Genomic DNA, 15,413 nt, shown 5'->3' with positions numbered 1-15,413 from the left:
ATCTCCACGCACAGTCGGCACACAGAGGGCCGAAAGGCCTAGGCAGCACCCCTGACCCGCAGCCAGACGAACTCCTGCGGCTTGAGCACAAACCCTTCGCCGATGCGCACCGGCTTGCCGGTCAGGATGTTTACCGCCTCGGCAGCGAATCCGGAGAGAGTTTCAGCGGTGACTTTTTGGTCTGCGTCGCTGAAGTTGGCGAGGACCAGGATGTGGGTTCGGTCCCCGGGCCGCTGGTAGCCCAACACAGCCCGGTTCTTCGTGTCGAAATGGACCAGTTTGGTCCCGGCGAATTCGGGAGTTCGGGACCGTGCGGCGATCATGTACCGCAGGCCTTCAAAGACGGCTCCTTCAGGAATCGACTGATCGTGGCGCTTCGCGTACCTCTCAGCAGGGTAGTGCGGCCGGTGCACCCATCGGCTGTCCGCGCCGTGGCCTTCCTCGAGGGCGTACGCGTAGTCGTTGAGCTGCGCCACTTCATCGCCCAGGTAGAGCAGCGGGACCCCGCCGGTGCTGACGGTGACGGAATGCGCCAGAAGGATCCTGCGGACTGACTCGGCAGAACCGTCCTCCAGCCCGCAGAGCGACGCCGTCGTGCCTGAAATCCGGCAGTCACCCGTCCGCGGGTTGTCCTGGAACGGAACGCCGCGGGCGAAGCTGCCCGGGAAGCGGTTGACGTAGAAGGAATTGAGGAAGCGGCGGTGGTCGAAGCCGTTGATGCCCAGTTCCGCGGCGTCCTCGTCAGCAAATGTCCAGCCAATGTCGTCATGGCTCCGCACGTAGTTCACCCATGCCGTGCCTGCCGGGAGGTTGTGCCGACGCTCCAGTGCCTGCGACAGCAGGGATACGTCGCGGGTGGCCATGGCCTCCCAGATCAGTGCCATCTGCAGCGGGTTGTACGAAAGCTGGCACTCTGCCGGATCGATGTACAGGGCAACGTCGTCCGGGTGGACGATCGCCTCGGACTTGAAGAGCAGTGACGGCGCGGCGAGCCGGCAGACGGCGTTGAAGGCCTGCAGCAGCGTGTGGGCCTCCGGGAGGTTCTCGCACGGCGTTCCGAGCTGCTTCCAGATGAAGGCCACGGCGTCCATCCGAAGTATCTCCACCCCCTGGTTGGCCAGGAAGAGCATCTCTCCGGCCATGGCCCGGAAGACGTCCGGATTGGAGTAGTTCAGGTCCCACTGGTAGGTGTGGAACGTGGCCCAGACCCACCGTCCGTCAGGGAGTTGCACGAACGAACCGGGGTGGTCGTCCGGGAAGATCTCCCGCACGTGTTGTTCGAAGGCGTCCGGCATGGTCCGGTCCGGATAGATCCAGTAGTAATCACTGAACTCGGGGTCGCCTTCGGCAGCACTCCTGGCCCAGTCATGCTCATCCGAGGTGTGGTTGAAAATGAAGTCCACCACAAGGCTGATGCCGTTCTCCCGCAACTCGGCCGCCAGCTCGCGCAGCTGCTCCATGGTGCCAAGTTTCGGGTTCACGTCACGGTAGCTGGAGACCGCATAGCCGCCGTCGGAATGCGGTTCGGGTGCCAGAAACAGGGGCATGAGATGCAAATACGTGAGGCCGAGCTCTTTGAAATAGGGGATCCGGGAACGGACTCCTTCAAGATCCTCCGCATACCGGTCCACGTAGCAGACGCCGCCCAGCATGCTGTTTGACTGGAACCAGCCGGTGTTGTTCTCCCGTTCCGCATCCAATGCCTTCAGGTCCGCCGGGCGTTCGTTCCAGGAGCGGGCGGCCTGGAGGACAAGCGCAGTCAGCTGGTCCTGGAAGTCCGGGCGTGAGCCGTACAGGGACTGGAAGAGCCGGTGCAGGGCGGGGAAATGGCGGTCGAAGCGCTGCTGGAATTCGGCGGTGTCCCGCCCCCGTGGCATGAGATCCGGCTGGGCGCCCAGGGCACCCAGTGCATGCTGCCTCGCTGCCTGGTCCACACCAGCGGCTTCAACCATGGAACGGGTCTCCTTCGACGTTTTGCCGGGAGCCGTGCGGCGTCCGGTCCGTTCACAACCTTACAGACGGGCCGGTACGTGCCCAGTGAAAAGGAACTTGTTTCTTCGTTTCGTATCCCAACTGCTGACGCCGCGCACCGGGCGGGGTAGGTTGTCCCCATGGCGAGCGAAGCGACCACCCTCACCGTTGACGGGCCGAACGGCCCCCGCGACATGCGCATTTCGAGTCCCAGCCGTGTCCTCTGGCCGGATCTCGGCCTGACCAAGCTGGACCTGGCGCGCTACCTGGCGGAGGTGGGGGAAGCCTTCATTGCGGCGAACGGTGACCGGCCGCTGGCGCTGCAGCGGTTTTCGGACAACGTGGACGGCGAGCAGTTCTTCTCGAAGAATCCGCCCAAAGGCACACCGGACTTCATTCGGACGGTGAAGGTGGTCTTTCCGAGTGCGCGCTCGCATCCCATGCTGGTCCTGGACGAACCGGCCGCCGCCGTCTGGGCGGCCCAGATGAACACTGTCGTCTTCCACCCCTGGCCCTCGCGGGCCGGAAACACGGACAACCCCGACCAGCTGCGGATCGACCTGGACCCCCAGCCCGGAACGGACTTCGACGACGCGATTCCCGCAGCCCTGGAGCTGAAGGACGTGCTCGCAGAAGCCGGCCTCACCACGTTCATCAAAACCTCGGGCAACCGCGGACTGCACGTTTACGCGCCGGTGGAGCCGACGCACGAATTCCTGGAGGTGCGCCACGCCGTCATAGCGGCCGCCCGCGAACTGGAGCGCCGGATGCCGGACAAGGTCACCACGGCGTGGTGGAAGGAAGAACGCGGCGAGCGGGTGTTTGTGGACTTCAACCAGGCCAACCGCGACCGCACCATTGCCGGCGCCTATAGCCCCCGTGCCCTGGCACACGCCCCCGTCTCCTGCCCCATCACCTGGGACGAACTGGGCAACGCCGACCCGAAGGACTTCACCATCCTCACCGTCCCGCAACGGCTGAAGACCGTCGGGGACCCCTGGGCGGACATGAACGCCAACCCGGGAAAAATCGACGTCCTGCTCGAATGGTGGGAGCGCGACGTCGGCTCAGGACTCGGGGAACTGCCGTTCCCGCCCGACTATCCGAAGATGCCCGGCGAACCGCCGCGTGTGCAGCCCAGCCGCGCGCGCAAGAAGGACTGACCCAACAAGGGACTGACGGGAGCCGGCGCCCGTCCGGACGCCTTGCACCCAACGGCGACTACTCGAACCGGGAAGGATCGCCCATGCCGCGCCGCACCACTTCCGCCGAACCTCCTGAGAAGTCGATGACCGTCGTCGGTTCCGCCCCGCAGTCACCGGAATCAACCACGGCGTCCACCACGTGGTCCAGCCGTTCCTTGATTTCCCAGCCCTGGGTCAGAGGATCCTCCTCATCCGGCAGCAGCAGAGTGCTGGAGAGCAGCGGCTCGCCCAGCTCGGCGAGCAGTGCCTGGACCACGGCGTTGTCCGGGATGCGCACGCCCACCGTCTTCTTCTTCGGGTGCAGGAGGCGCTTGGGCACCTCCTTCGTGGCAGGAAGGATGAACGTGTAGCTGCCCGGTGTCACCGCCTTGATGCTGCGGAACACGTCGTTGTCGATCTGCACGAACTGGCCCAGCTGGGCAAAATCCTTGCAGACCAGGGTGAAGTGGTGTTTGCTGTCCAGCTGCCGGATGGCGCGGATGCGGTCAAGCGCCTCACGGTTGCCCAGCTGCGCGCCGAGGGCGTAGCAGGAGTCGGTGGGGTAGGCGATCAGCCCACCTGACCGCACCAGGTCAACTATCTGGGCCACCGCACGGGGCTGGGGATCATCGGGGTGCACGTCAAAATATCTCGCCATGCCCTGAGCTTATGGCCCGGCGTTGGTTTCTGCACGGAGGGCGGCCCCTCAGCGTGGCCGGCCGGCGTGGTGCCCGACGGCGATCATGCCGCCAGTGAGCGGACAATGACGCCGTGTTGCCACAGCCAAGGACTTCGTCTTCAATCAACCGCCAGTCGCCTCAGACTGACTGAGTTGTGGATCCGTAGGTGGTGCGGCGGCGGCCGTGTCAGGGGCCCGCTCGGGCGTCTCGTCGTGATGGATCCGCTCCGCGCGGGACCCTAGCGGCTCCCCACTGCCGCCCCATTGCAGGGCGATGATCTCGGCCCCGATCGATACCGCCGTCTCTTCAGGAGTGCGTGCCCCCAGGTCCAGGCCGACGGGGCTGTGCAGTTTCAGCAGTTGCTCGTCGCTCACACCCGCAGCGCGAAGCCTTTCCAACCGATCGTTGTGCGTGCGCCGGGAGCCCATCGCACCGATATACGCGACCGGACGGCCTCGAAGGGCCGCCTCAAGCACGGGGACATCGAACTTGGGGTCGTGGGTCAGGACACAAATCACGGTCCGCTCGTCGACGAGCCCCCGCGCGAGCTGCTCGGAGAGATAGTGGTGCGGCCATGAACGGATCACCTCCGCGTCGGGGAACCTCGCCTGGGTGGCAAAAACCGCCCTTGCGTCACACACGGTGACTTGATAGCCCAGAAAGGTACCCAACCGAGCCAGTGCCGCGGCGAAGTCGATGGCCCCGAAAACCAGCATCCGCGGGCGCGGCGCATAGCTGGCGAAGAACACGGACATGCCGGTATCGAGGCGCTCGCCGTCCGGGCCGTAAGTCAGGACGGAGTTCCGGCCGGCTGCAAGCAGGCCACGGGTGTCGTCCCCGACGGCCTGATCGGACCGGTCCGAGCCCAGCCCGCCTTCGAATCCACCGGGTCGGACCACGAGGTGGCGGCCCAGCCAGGCGGGATCAGGATGCTCTATCACGGTGGCAACTCCCACCGGCCGGGACGCTTCGATGTCCTCACGGACCCGGTCCAGCTCCGCGAAGGTTTCCTGCGAAATTGGCTCTACAAACACCTCAATAGTGCCGCCGCAGATCAATCCAACGGAGAAGGCGTCGTCGTCGCTGACGCCGTAGCTCACTAGAACCGGCCGGTGATCCGCCTTTACCTGTGTGGCAAGCTCGTAGACAGCACCCTCGACACAGCCGCCCGAAACCGAGCCGAATACTTCGCCGCTGGCCGTGACCAGCATGGAAGCACCAGGGGGCCTCGGGGCGGAACGGAAAGTCCGCACAACGGTAGCCAACCCGGCGGTACCACCCTGTAGCCAGCCAGGCATCATGGCGGCGAGAACGTCACGCATCTTCCGCTGTCCTCCAACCCCGGCTCAGGGCCGGCCCGAGCGCAGCCCGGTGCGGCGGCCCAGCCGATAGGCACAAAACGCCACGGCTGCAAGCAGCCCAAGGAGTTTCCAGGGGTTGCTGAGCTGATCGGTGAGCGCTCCCTTAGCCAGAGAAAGTGCGTTAAGGCTGTTGTCGGGCAACGAAGCTGACGACGGAGAAGACGGCGATAGCGGCGCGGATACTGCGGGAACGGATGACCCGGGTAACCCGGATGCGGGAAGAGGTTCCGGCGGTGCTGCCTGCCCGGCCTGGCCGGGTGCTTCCCCGGCAGGTTCCGCCAGCAGCGTCTGCAGGTTGGCGGCGAACAGCGCCATCATCTGCTCGGTGACGCCGCCGATGACGCTCTTCCCCATGGCGGCGGCCTTTCCGGACAGGGCCAGATCGGCGCTGACCGTACCCCGCGTAGCACCTTGCGCCTCAGCCAGGCGCAAGGTCACGGTGGCTTCGGCCGTTCCTTGGCCGCGGGTTTCCTGCGCGCGGCCCTTGAACACCGCGCGGTGTTCGTCTGCGTTCCGTTCGAGGACGGACATCTGCCCCTTGTACTGCATGGAGACCGGTCCCAGCTTCACCTTCATGCCAATCTGGTAGGCGTCGTCGGAAAGCTTGTTCAGGATCTCAGCCCCCGGAACGCATCCGGCCACCCGCTGGAAGTCCATGAGCGTGTCCCAGACTTTGTCGATGGGAGCGACTACGGAGAAAGCGCTGTCTATTTGCATGAGCGGTTGCCCTGCCTCTCTTGTGTTGTCCTGCGTCCGTCCCGGACCGCGGCTGCGACTTCCGCGAGGGCCGCATAGCTGTGGCCGCTGACAAAGGCGTCGCAGTAGGGGAGCGCCGCCGCCATGCCAGCCACCAGCGGCTGGTAGTTCACTTCCGCCTTCCTCGGATTAACCCAGACGATCCGGTAGGCGAGCCGTTTCAGGCGTTCCATTTGCGTGGCCACGAGGTCCGGATCGTCCTGCGCCCAGCCGTCGGAGAGCACAACCACCACCGCACCCCTTGCCAAGCCCCGGCGGCCGTGCGCGTCAATGAACCTCCGCAGGCTTTCCGCGATCTGCGTCCCTCCCGCCCAGTCCGGCGCCGTCGCGGCGGCGCGGGCCAGCGCCTGGTCAGGGTTCCGGACCGCCAGTTGCCGCGTCAACCGCGTCAGGCGGGTGGAGAACACGAACGCCTCCGCCCTGGCGCCGGCCACGGCGCCCTGCAGTAATGACAGGAACACCCTCGTGTAAGGCTCCATGGACGCGGATACGTCGCACAGGAGGACCAGCTGCCGCGAACGGGGCTGGCGATGGGCGTAGATGAGCCTCGTGGCATCCGAGCCGGTGCGCTGGGCTGCGCGGACGGTGCTGCGGATGTCGAGCCGTGCAGATCTGTGCGAGGACTTGCGGGTCCTGCGGCTCAGGCGTGCCGGCGTCGAGAATGCTATGTCGCGAACGAGCCGGCGTACGTGGACCAGTTCGTCGGCGGAGAGTTCAGCGAAGGACGTTTCGTGCAGCCTTTCCTCCGCCGAGGCCATGGCCAGGATGGCGGTGCCCTGAGGACCGGCATCCCCTCCGGAGCGTTCCCTGCCGGGAAGCAGGACGGGCGGCGAAGCTTTCTGGAGAGCCGACGGCACACCCGCCGGCCCTGACGGCGGGGACGGGCGGAGGCGCGCCCCGGCGCCGACAGCCGGAGGTTCCTTGGCGGCGCCCCTGCTGTCTGCCGGGTCACGCCGGCCATCAAACACGGCCGCAAAGACGGCGTCAAAAACCGGCACGTGCTCCCGGGCGGACACCAGGACCACCCGGCACGTCCAGTAAAGCGGCTCCCGGGCGAGGGGCGGGACCAGACGGAGGGCTTCAGCCAGCCGGACGGCTCGGTCCGGGGAAGCCGGAAGGCCTGCACGGCGCAGCGCCGTGACAAGTCCGGCAGCCAGCGAGGCGGCCTCTACCGCGGGCGGGCTGACGGCGGTACTGAAATCAGCCATGATCGCCCCCGACCAGCCACGCCGCACCACGGGCCCCCACGAGCTCGAGGTCGTCCCGGTTCTTGACGATCGAGCCCCAGGTCTTCTCGACGGTGGGCACATCGATGTGCGTGATGCCGAGCACCGACAAAGCGGAGACCCAGTCGATCGCTTCGGCGATCCCGGGAGGCTTGGCCATGTCCAGTGAACGCATCTTCGTGATGGCGGACGCTGCCTCCTGTGCCAGGGGACCGGCGCTTCCGGGGACACGGCGCCGCACGATCTCGGCAATCCGCGCGGGCGCGGGATAGTCAATCCAGTGATACAGGCAGCGGCGCGTGAGCGCGTCATGGAGGTCCCTCGTCCGGTTGGACGTGAGGACAACAACCGGCGGATGCGTGGCCCGGATGGTGCCCAGTTCCGGGATGGTCACAGCGGCCTCTGCCAGCAGTTCGAAGGTGAACGCCTCGAATTCGGCGTCGGCCCTGTCGATCTCGTCCAGCAGCAGCACGGCCGGGCGCGGTCCGGGATGCTCGATCGCCTGGAGCAGAGGCCGGCGCAGCAGGTACTGCGGCCCGAAAAGGTCCGACTCGTTCAGGGCTGCATCGCGGACTTCTGCCAGCCGGATCCCGAGCAGCTGGCGCTGGTGGTTCCATTCATAGAGCGCTTCACCTGCGTCAATCCCCTCGTAGCACTGCAGGCGGAACAGGGGAGTGTTGAGCACACGGGCCAGCGCCTTGGCAGCCTCCGTCTTGCCCACCCCCGCTTCGCCTTCCAGCAGGATGGGCTGGGGCAAACGCACAGCCAGGAACAGCGCCGTCGCCAGTCCGACGTCGGCGAGGTAGTCGCCGTCGTCCAGTGCAGCCATTAGCGAGGGAACGTCCGGAACGAGCTGCTGCACATCTTTCTCGGCACCGCTGCGCGCAGGGGTGCTCATGGTGCGCCCCGAAGCGTGTCGAGCACCCGTTCGTAATCCTCATCGGTGTTGATGTCCAGGGGAATGGCGCCGGGCACCACCACCTCGACCACCTCCGGCGCGCGCTCCTCAAGCAGTTTCCACACGGCCTTGTCGCCGTGCAGTCCGGCGAGCGCCGGCAGTTCGGACCGGGCAAAGGCAAACGGATGGCCGATTCCGTCGTCGTAGCGGCAGACGGCGATTCCGGACTGCCCGCGTCCCTCCAGCAGCCTGTGCACGTTCCCGGCCATGACCCCCGGCTGGTCCCCGAGCAACAGCACCACCACATCAGTGTCGGAATGAAGCACCGGCAGGGCGGCGGCTATCGACGATCCACAACCGGTGCCGAAGTCCGGGTTGACGGCAACATCGCAGCCTGCGGTGTCCACGCCCTTCAGCACCTCGTCGCTCGAGCCGCCCACCGCCAGCACCAGCTGGGCGAACCCGCAGGACCGTGCGGTGGCCAATACGGCGTCGAGCAGCACTCCGTCCCCGTAGGGAAGGAGTTGCTTGGGACGGCCCAGACGGCGGGATCCGCCCGCGGCCAGGACCAGCCCGGCAACCCGGTTCGTTCCGGTTCGACGGCGGGGTGTCATCGGGTCAGCGTCAGGGCCGGGGCCGTAATGGGGCCGGCCGTCAGCGGGAGGCGCCATAGCGTTCCGGATCTTTGCGGAATGCCTCGTAGCATCCACGGGAACAGAAGTAGATTGTGGTGCCGCCGTGCTCGAGGTGAAGCGTTGACTCGACAGCGGCCACGGTCATGCCGCACACAGGGTCAACGGCCGACGCCGGTGAGCTTTGGGTCGCCGATGGGCTTTGGTCAGGCGCAGGGCGCCGCCCCTTGGCCCGTTCGGCAATGAGCTGCGCGAGGATGGACACGGCGATCTCGCCCGGCGTGCGGGCACCAAGGTCCAGCCCTGCCGGGCTGAACACGCGGGAGCGCTGGGCGTCGTCCACATCCAGTGATGCCAGGACGGCGGCGCCCCGCACTTCGCTGGCAACCAGCGCGACGTAGGGCACCCCGGCACGCAGTGCGCCTTCCAGCGCCCCTTCTTCCTCCCTGCCGTGGGAGGCGACGATCAGGGCGGCGTCGTCGGGCCGGGGGTCGGCCGCCTGCCCGTCGGTCAGTTCCATCTGCAGGCCGACTCCGGCGCCGAGTGAAGCCAGGGCCTGGGCCACCGGGGTGGTGCCGACCACCAGGACCCGCGGCGCCGGGATGTGCGGCTCGAGGAAGATTTCCACCGTTCCTCCGCTGAGGCAGGGGTTTGACACCTCGACGGCGCCTTCCTCACTCCGGTGCGACGGCTCGCCGGGCACAACGCGGAGCAACAACGGCTCCTGGGCGGCGAGTGCCTTCAGGCTGTATTCCCGCACGGAGGCTTCGACGCAGTTTCCGCCCACGAAGCCATTCATTTCACCGGTGGACAGGATCAGGGCGGTGTCACCGGCGTGCGCACTCGTGGGCCGCTGCGCCCGGACCACCGTGGCACGGACGAACGGCTCCCGGCGGCTGATGAGTTCCGTTGCCCTTGCCGCTAGGGTTTCTGCCAGGGCCTGCATGTCAGATCGGTGGCCTTGGCCGGCCCTGCATGGCCTCCCAGACCCGGGCCGGCGTGCACGGCATGTCCATGTGGACCACACCGTAAGGTGCCAGGGCGTCGACGATCGCGTTCACGATGGCCGGGGGCGAGCCGACGGTGGCTGATTCTCCAATGCCCTTTGCTCCGATGGGGTGGTGCGGTGACGGCGTCACGGTAAATCCGGTCTCCCAGTCCGGTACCTCCATCGCCGTGGGGATCAGGTAGTCCATAAAGGAGCCGCCCAGGCAGTTGCCCGCCTCGTCGAATTCAATGATTTCCATAAGGGCCATGCCGACGCCGTCGGTCAGGCCGCCGTGTACCTGGCCTTCGATGATCATCGGGTTGATCCGGGTCCCGCAGTCATCCACCGCGATGAAGCGCCGCACCTTGACGTGGCCTGTTCCCGGATCGATGTCCACCACGCAGATGTACGCACCGAAGGGGAACGTCAGGTTCGGCGGGTCGTAGGTGACTTCGGCGTCGAGGTTGCCGTCGATTCCCTCGGGCAGCGTCATGGTGCCGTGGGCGGCCATGGCAATTTCCTCGATGGTCTTTCCAGCGCCGGGATCGCCCTTGACGAACCAGCGGCCTTTCTCCCACTCGAGGTCTTCGGGACGCGTTTCGAGCATGGCTGCGGCGATAAGCTTGGCTTTTTCGCGGACCTTCCGCGCGACGAGGGCCACTGCCCCGCCGCTGACCGGTGTCGACCGGCTCCCGTAGGTGCCCAGGCCGAAGGGCGTCTGGTCCGTGTCGCCGTGGACCACGTCAATGTTCTCCGGCGGGATGCCCAGCTCTTCCGCGACGATCTGCGCGAAGGTGGTCTCGTGGCCCTGTCCCTGGCTCTGGACGGAAAGCCGCACCACGGCCTTGCCCGTCGGGTGGACGCGCAGCTCGGCGCCATCGGCCATGCCCAGGCCCACAATATCGAAATGCTTGCGCGGGCCGGCTCCCACGACCTCGGTGAAGAACGCCACGCCGATGCCCATGAGTTCGCCGCGTTCGCGTTTTTCGGTCTGTTCGCGCCGGAGCTCCTCGTAACCGGCCATTTCCATGGACAGCCGCATGGCCTTTTCATAATTGCCTGAGTCATAGACCCAGCCGGTCTTGTTCGCGTAGGGGAACTGTTCGGGCTTGATGAAGTTCTTCAGCCGGAGTTCCGCCGGGTCCATGTCCAGCTTCCGGGCCAGGATGTCCACCATCCGCTCCACCAGGTAGACGGCCTCCGTCACCCGGAATGAGCACGCATAGGCAACGCCGCCCGGCGCCTTGTTGGTGTAGACGCCCCTGACCTTGCAGTACGCGGCCTTCAGGTCGTAGCTGCCAGTGAAAATCGAGAAGAAGCCGGCGGGGTTCTTGGTGGGCTGCGCGGTGGCGTTGAATGCGCCGTGATCGGCCAGCACGCTGGTCCGCAGCGCGAGGATCCTGCCGTCCTTCGTGGCGGCGATCTCGCCCTGCATGATGTAGTCCCGGGCGAACGACGTCGACATCAGGTTCTCCGAGCGGTCCTCCACCCACTTCACCGGCTTGCCAGTGACGATCGAACCGACGACGGCGAGGATGTAGCCGGGATAGATGCCCACTTTGTTGCCGAACCCGCCGCCGATGTCGGGGGAGACGATGCGGATCTTGTGTTCCGGGATGCCGGCCACAATCGCGAAGAGGGTCCGGTGCGCGTGCGGGGCCTGGGTCGTCTCATACAGCGTCAGCTTGCCGGAGACGGCATCAAAGTCCGCGACGGCGCCGCAGGTCTCCATGGGTGCCGGGTGAACCCTGGGATAGACGACCTCCTGTGCCACCACGACGTCGGCCGTGGCGAATATCGCCTCGGTTTCTGCCTCATCGCCAATCTCCCAGTCGAAAATCCGGTTGTCCGTCCGGCCTTCCAGATCATCCCGGATCAGGGGGGCGTCCGGGTCCAGGGCTTTGCGCGCATCGATGACCGGAGGCAGCAGGTCATATTCGACGTCGATCAGTTCCAAAGCGTCGCGGGCGGCGTAGCGGTCTTCCGCGACGACGAAAGCGACCTCCTGCCCCTGGAAGCGCACTTTGTCGGTAACGAGCACCGCCTGCACATCCGCTGAAAGCGTGGGCGCCCAGGCCAGGTTGAGCGCCAGCAGGTCCTTGCCGGTAATCACGGCGAGCACCTTCGGGTGGGCCAGCGCATTGGTGGTGTCGATCGAGACCAGCCGTGCGTGGGCAACCGGCGCGCGCAGGATGGCGCCGTGCAGCATGCCAGGCAGCACCATGTCGTCGATGTAGTGGCCCTGCCCACGGACGAACCGGGGGTCTTCCTTGCGCTGGATGCGCCCGTACCCGATCGGGCGGTCGGCGTCGCCGGCCGCCGGATTGCCGGGCCGATCGTGGATGACAGTCATGCCTTCACCTCTGCGTCTGCGACGTCCGGGATCACCGTGTCCGTGCCCTCGAGGACTTCGTCTGTTGCTGCAACGTCAGCGACCGCCCCTACCGGGTGGGCGGCAGCCCACTGGATGGACCGGACGATCGTGGCATATCCGGTGCATCGGCAGATCTGCCCGGAAATGGCCCTCCGGATTTCGATGTCATCCGGATGCGGGTTTTTGTCCAGCAAGGCACGGGCCGTGAGCATCATCCCGGGGGTGCAGAAGCCGCACTGCAGCCCGTGCTCCTCCATGAACCCCTGCTGAACCGGATCGAGAGTGCCCGCCGTGGCGAGTCCTTCGACGGTGCGGATATCGTGCCCGGCCGCCATTGCCGCGAGCACGGTGCACGACTTCACGGGCTGGCCGTCCATCAGGACCACGCACGTTCCGCAGTTGGTGGTATCGCACCCCCAGTGCGTGCCCGTGAGCCCCAGGACTTCGCGGATGTAGTGAACCAGCAGCACCCGCGGTTCGATGTCGGAGACTACTTCGCTTCCGTTGACGGTCATGCTGATCTGCATGGAGCTCAACCTTCCTGTGTTCCGGCAGCCCGGGCGCATGCCAGCCGCAGGACTCTGCGGGTGAGCTCGTCAGCCAGATGCCTTTTGTAATCGATCCCTCCGCGCTGGTCCGCGATGGGATCACACGCACTGGCTGACACCCGGCCGGCCTCGACGAACAGCTCCTCGCGGGGTTGCTGTCCCAGGAGCACGCCCTCGGCTTCAGCGACTGTTCCGTCGAGGCCCAACGCCGTCAGACCGATGGCGGCGGCATCGACGCTACCGTCATCGGCCAGCGAGATGGCCGCCCCGGCTGCTGCGACCGCCCAGTCGCCAACCCTGCGTTCCACCTTTTCGTAGGCGCTTCCCGAGTTCGGACGAACGGGGAACCGGACTTCGCACAGCAGTTCGTCTGGGGCCACCGCGGTTTCATAGGGTCCGCGGTGGAACTCCTTCATGCTGACGAGGCGTTCGCCGCCGGGACCGCGGATTACCGCCACAGCGCGCAGGACGTCGCAGACAGTGGAAAGGTCTTCCGCCGGGTCCGCCTGGCACAGGGAACCGCCAATGGTCCCGCGGTTGCGCACCACAGGATCCGCGATGACCGCTTCGGCGTCCGAAATGATCGGGAAGAGGCGGGCCGCTTCGGCTGATTCCAGGAGTGCCGTATGGCGCGTCAGTGCGCCCACCCGCAGCTGATCCCCGTCGAGAAGGATGAAGTCGAGTTCGAACAGGTCGTTGATGTCAATCAGCCATTCGGGCCGGGCCAGGCGGAGTTTCATCATGGGCAGCAGGCTGTGCCCGCCGGCGACCACCCGCGACTCGGGACCGTGGCGTGCAAGAAGTTCAATGGCATCGGCCACCGTGGTAGCCCGCACGTAGTCAAAAGGAGCCGGAATCTGCATGTGTCCCTACCTCACTCCATGGCGCTGCACACTGTAAGCGCCGATTTGAGGTCAGTCTTGCCCTGGCCCGAGCGGGGTGTCAATATCGTCATAAGCGAAGGGTTATGAAGCTGTGTCGATGACTTTGAGCCAGCTGCGGGCATTTGCGCTCGTGGCCAGACTGGGGTCGCTTCACGCTGCCGCCGCGGCCCTGGCCGTCAGCGAGCCGGCCGTCTCCTCGGCTTTGGCCGCGCTCCGGCGGGACCTCGGGGACCCCCTCTTCGTCAGGGCTGCCGGAGGCATTGCCCTGACGCCCGGAGGCCGGGCGCTGGCGGACTATGCCCAGGAAATCGTGGGTTTGGCCGACCAGGCCCGGTGGGAAGTTTCCCACGCAACCACCGACGCCGGGTTGCTGAGGATCGTGGCAACAGCCCCCTTCGCTGAACATGCGGCCGGACGGCTGCTTGACCTCTTCACCAAACGCGTCCCCGGAGCCTCCGTCGATGTCGTCGTCGAATCCGCCGCAGACATAGCGTCGCTGCTCCGTGACCGCGCCTACGACATAGCCCTCGGGGCCAGGCCCTCGCAGCCGGCAGGCGCAGGTGCCGACGTCGGGCTGGAGATGGTCCCCTTCCTGCGTTATCAGCGGGTCTTTGTGGTGGCGCGATCGCATCCCCTGGCAGGGCTGCACGGGCCGGTGCCACTGGCCCGGTTGCTGGACCGCCCGTGGTTCGCGGGCCCCTCCGGCATTCAGGCGGAGACGGATGAAGGGCGGTGGCTGTCGTCAATGGGCATGCAACCCGAAGTCATCCGGCTCAGCAGCGAAACCGATGCGCTCGCCGCGGTCAGGGCAGGGGAGGGCCTGACGCTCGCCGTCGGGCACATCGTGCGGGCGGACCTCCAGGCCGGAGTGCTGGTGCGCGTGCCTGTGGTCGGAACTCCGGTATCAGGTCTGTGGTGGGCAAGCACACTGGACCATGGCCGGACCACCTCCAAGGCAAAGGCGCTGCAGCGCTTCGTCACCACCTCGGATGCAACAGCCGCCATGATTGCCCCGGGCGGTTCCAGGGGGCTTGAACGACGGGGCTCCAAGGTTCACGTTGCCCTCTGGAGTTGAGGCTGGCGGCCACCGCCGCCCTATGCAGTTCCGCAGGTCTGGGGCAACATATGAAGTGTTCCAAGCCCGGGCCGCCGCCGGATCCACGGGTGGTCCGGGTATCGACCGGTACGAGAGGACACACCTGACGATGACCACGACACTCAATCCCTACCTCGGCTTCCGGGACAACGCGCGGGAGGCCATGAACTTTTACCAGTCCGTATTCGGAGGCGAACTGGCGCTGAGCACCTTTGGCGAGTTCCACGCCAGCGAGGACCCATCCGAGCAGGACAAGATCATGCACGGCATGCTCACCGCCGGATCCGGCATGGTGCTGATGGGGGCCGATACGCCCAACGGCATGAGCTACACCCCTGGCGACAACTACTCCGTTTCCCTCAGCGGCGAGGACGACGCCGAACTCCGCGGGTACTGGGAGAAGCTGTCCGACGGCGGCACCGTGACGGTACCGCTCGAAAAGGCGCCGTGGGGCGACACGTTCGGCATGTGTACGGACAAGTTCGGTGTCGCCTGGCTCGTGAACATCGCAGGCGCCCAGCAGGGCGGTCCCCAGCAGTAAGTTCCCGGCGTAACGGACGGAAGACCGTTCGGCGCCTACTTCCGGGCCACGAAGTAGGCGTTGAACGGATCCTCTTCGAGTTCCTTCACATCAACGGAGCCGAAGCCCCAAGCTCCAGGTCGGTGGTGGTTCCAGCGTGCCGCCGGGTTCGGCTTACCCGAAAGGCGGTGGAGCGCGCGGGCAGCCATGACTTTCGGCCCTAGGGGGACTTCCCGAAGAGGCGGAAGCTAGGACGTACATCTCCTCAACGGGAACGCTGCCCGAAGGAAAGCTG

15 protein-coding genes are annotated in these 15,413 nt (G+C 66.3%); 3 read left to right on the top strand and 12 right to left on the bottom strand.

Annotation, left to right across the window (positions count from 1 at the left end; genetic code table 11):
- Positions 1–38 precede the first annotated feature (38 nt).
- Entirely contained in the window at positions 39–1,952 is a 1,914-nt protein-coding gene (locus tag AC1DRE_RS01080) for an amylosucrase (protein WP_476982951.1), read from the bottom strand.
- 159 nt (positions 1,953–2,111) lie between these two features.
- On the opposite strand from AC1DRE_RS01080, the gene ligD reads away from it, so the two are divergent.
- Positions 2,112–3,134: a non-homologous end-joining DNA ligase gene (gene ligD / locus AC1DRE_RS01075; RefSeq protein ID WP_476982950.1), complete on the top strand. Its 1,023-nt coding sequence runs from the start codon at positions 2,112–2,114 to the stop codon at positions 3,132–3,134.
- Positions 3,135–3,192: 58 nt separating this feature from the next.
- Here ligD and AC1DRE_RS01070 read toward each other — a convergent pair whose 3' ends face one another.
- The 10 genes from AC1DRE_RS01070 to AC1DRE_RS01025 all read right to left on the bottom strand — a co-directional run bounded on the left by AC1DRE_RS01070 (position 3,193) and on the right by AC1DRE_RS01025 (position 13,481).
- The gene (locus AC1DRE_RS01070; RefSeq protein WP_476982949.1) at positions 3,193–3,813 is read right to left on the bottom strand and encodes an L-threonylcarbamoyladenylate synthase; all 621 of its coding nucleotides are present in this window, start codon (positions 3,811–3,813) and stop codon (positions 3,193–3,195) included.
- Positions 3,814–3,957: 144 nt separating this feature from the next.
- Entirely contained in the window at positions 3,958–5,157 is a 1,200-nt protein-coding gene (locus tag AC1DRE_RS01065) for an XdhC family protein (RefSeq protein WP_476982948.1), read from the bottom strand.
- Positions 5,158–5,181: 24 nt separating this feature from the next.
- The gene (locus AC1DRE_RS01060; protein ID WP_476982947.1) at positions 5,182–5,913 is read right to left on the bottom strand and encodes an SRPBCC family protein; all 732 of its coding nucleotides are present in this window, start codon (positions 5,911–5,913) and stop codon (positions 5,182–5,184) included.
- The gene (locus tag AC1DRE_RS01055) at positions 5,904–7,160 is read right to left on the bottom strand and encodes a vWA domain-containing protein (protein WP_476982946.1); all 1,257 of its coding nucleotides are present in this window, start codon (positions 7,158–7,160) and stop codon (positions 5,904–5,906) included. Before AC1DRE_RS01055 ends, AC1DRE_RS01060 begins: the two co-directional genes overlap by 10 nt.
- Entirely contained in the window at positions 7,153–8,076 is a 924-nt protein-coding gene (locus AC1DRE_RS01050; protein WP_476982945.1) for an AAA family ATPase, read from the bottom strand. The genes AC1DRE_RS01055 and AC1DRE_RS01050 overlap by 8 nt, the downstream gene beginning before the upstream one ends.
- Positions 8,073–8,690, bottom strand: coding sequence for a nucleotidyltransferase family protein (locus tag AC1DRE_RS01045; protein ID WP_476982944.1), 618 nt, complete (start codon positions 8,688–8,690; stop codon positions 8,073–8,075). The genes AC1DRE_RS01050 and AC1DRE_RS01045 overlap by 4 nt, the downstream gene beginning before the upstream one ends.
- A gap of 40 nt (positions 8,691–8,730) precedes the next feature.
- Positions 8,731–9,654 carry an XdhC family protein gene (locus tag AC1DRE_RS01040; RefSeq protein WP_476982943.1) on the bottom strand — a complete coding sequence of 308 codons (924 nt, stop codon included), beginning with the start codon at positions 9,652–9,654 and terminating at the stop codon, positions 8,731–8,733.
- 1 nt (position 9,655) lies between these two features.
- Positions 9,656–12,049, bottom strand: a complete 2,394-nt coding sequence (locus AC1DRE_RS01035) for an aerobic carbon-monoxide dehydrogenase large subunit (RefSeq protein WP_476982942.1) — start codon at positions 12,047–12,049, stop codon at positions 9,656–9,658.
- Positions 12,046–12,597, bottom strand: coding sequence for a (2Fe-2S)-binding protein (locus tag AC1DRE_RS01030; RefSeq protein ID WP_476982941.1), 552 nt, complete (start codon positions 12,595–12,597; stop codon positions 12,046–12,048). The genes AC1DRE_RS01035 and AC1DRE_RS01030 overlap by 4 nt, the downstream gene beginning before the upstream one ends.
- Before the next feature lie 5 nt (positions 12,598–12,602).
- Positions 12,603–13,481, bottom strand: a complete 879-nt coding sequence (locus AC1DRE_RS01025; RefSeq protein WP_476982940.1) for an FAD binding domain-containing protein — start codon at positions 13,479–13,481, stop codon at positions 12,603–12,605.
- 118 nt (positions 13,482–13,599) lie between these two features.
- Here AC1DRE_RS01025 and AC1DRE_RS01020 point away from each other — a divergent pair, with 118 nt between their 5' ends.
- Both AC1DRE_RS01020 and AC1DRE_RS01015 read left to right on the top strand, forming a co-directional pair.
- The gene (locus AC1DRE_RS01020) at positions 13,600–14,577 is read left to right on the top strand and encodes a LysR family transcriptional regulator (RefSeq protein ID WP_476982939.1); all 978 of its coding nucleotides are present in this window, start codon (positions 13,600–13,602) and stop codon (positions 14,575–14,577) included.
- 130 nt (positions 14,578–14,707) lie between these two features.
- Positions 14,708–15,139: a VOC family protein gene (locus tag AC1DRE_RS01015; RefSeq protein WP_476982938.1), complete on the top strand. Its 432-nt coding sequence runs from the start codon at positions 14,708–14,710 to the stop codon at positions 15,137–15,139.
- A gap of 35 nt (positions 15,140–15,174) precedes the next feature.
- Here the strand turns inward: AC1DRE_RS01015 and AC1DRE_RS01010 are convergent, their stop codons facing one another.
- Positions 15,175–15,327 (bottom strand): hypothetical protein, encoded by a 153-nt coding sequence (locus AC1DRE_RS01010; protein ID WP_476982937.1) that lies wholly within the window; start codon positions 15,325–15,327, stop codon positions 15,175–15,177.
- Positions 15,328–15,413 lie beyond the last annotated feature (86 nt).

Source organism: Arthrobacter sp. P4_H3 (assembly GCF_056400885.1).
This window is presented reverse-complemented; position numbering and strand designations above follow the sequence as displayed.

Excerpts from the sequence above, each read along its gene's own strand:
- AC1DRE_RS01080 (WP_476982951.1), bottom strand. The coding sequence starts at position 1,952 with ATGGTTGAAGCCGCTGGTGTGGACCAGGCAGCGAGGCAGCATGCACTG.
- ligD (WP_476982950.1), top strand. The coding sequence starts at position 2,112 with ATGGCGAGCGAAGCGACCACCCTCACCGTTGACGGGCCGAACGGCCCC.
- AC1DRE_RS01070 (WP_476982949.1), bottom strand. The coding sequence starts at position 3,813 with ATGGCGAGATATTTTGACGTGCACCCCGATGATCCCCAGCCCCGTGCG.
- AC1DRE_RS01065 (WP_476982948.1), bottom strand. The coding sequence starts at position 5,157 with ATGCGTGACGTTCTCGCCGCCATGATGCCTGGCTGGCTACAGGGTGGT.
- AC1DRE_RS01060 (WP_476982947.1), bottom strand. The coding sequence starts at position 5,913 with ATGCAAATAGACAGCGCTTTCTCCGTAGTCGCTCCCATCGACAAAGTC.
- AC1DRE_RS01055 (WP_476982946.1), bottom strand. The coding sequence starts at position 7,160 with ATGGCTGATTTCAGTACCGCCGTCAGCCCGCCCGCGGTAGAGGCCGCC.
- AC1DRE_RS01050 (WP_476982945.1), bottom strand. The coding sequence starts at position 8,076 with ATGAGCACCCCTGCGCGCAGCGGTGCCGAGAAAGATGTGCAGCAGCTC.
- AC1DRE_RS01045 (WP_476982944.1), bottom strand. The coding sequence starts at position 8,690 with ATGACACCCCGCCGTCGAACCGGAACGAACCGGGTTGCCGGGCTGGTC.
- AC1DRE_RS01040 (WP_476982943.1), bottom strand. The coding sequence starts at position 9,654 with ATGCAGGCCCTGGCAGAAACCCTAGCGGCAAGGGCAACGGAACTCATC.
- AC1DRE_RS01035 (WP_476982942.1), bottom strand. The coding sequence starts at position 12,049 with ATGACTGTCATCCACGATCGGCCCGGCAATCCGGCGGCCGGCGACGCC.
- AC1DRE_RS01030 (WP_476982941.1), bottom strand. The coding sequence starts at position 12,597 with ATGCAGATCAGCATGACCGTCAACGGAAGCGAAGTAGTCTCCGACATC.
- AC1DRE_RS01025 (WP_476982940.1), bottom strand. The coding sequence starts at position 13,481 with ATGCAGATTCCGGCTCCTTTTGACTACGTGCGGGCTACCACGGTGGCC.
- AC1DRE_RS01020 (WP_476982939.1), top strand. The coding sequence starts at position 13,600 with ATGACTTTGAGCCAGCTGCGGGCATTTGCGCTCGTGGCCAGACTGGGG.
- AC1DRE_RS01015 (WP_476982938.1), top strand. The coding sequence starts at position 14,708 with ATGACCACGACACTCAATCCCTACCTCGGCTTCCGGGACAACGCGCGG.
- AC1DRE_RS01010 (WP_476982937.1), bottom strand. The coding sequence starts at position 15,327 with ATGGCTGCCCGCGCGCTCCACCGCCTTTCGGGTAAGCCGAACCCGGCG.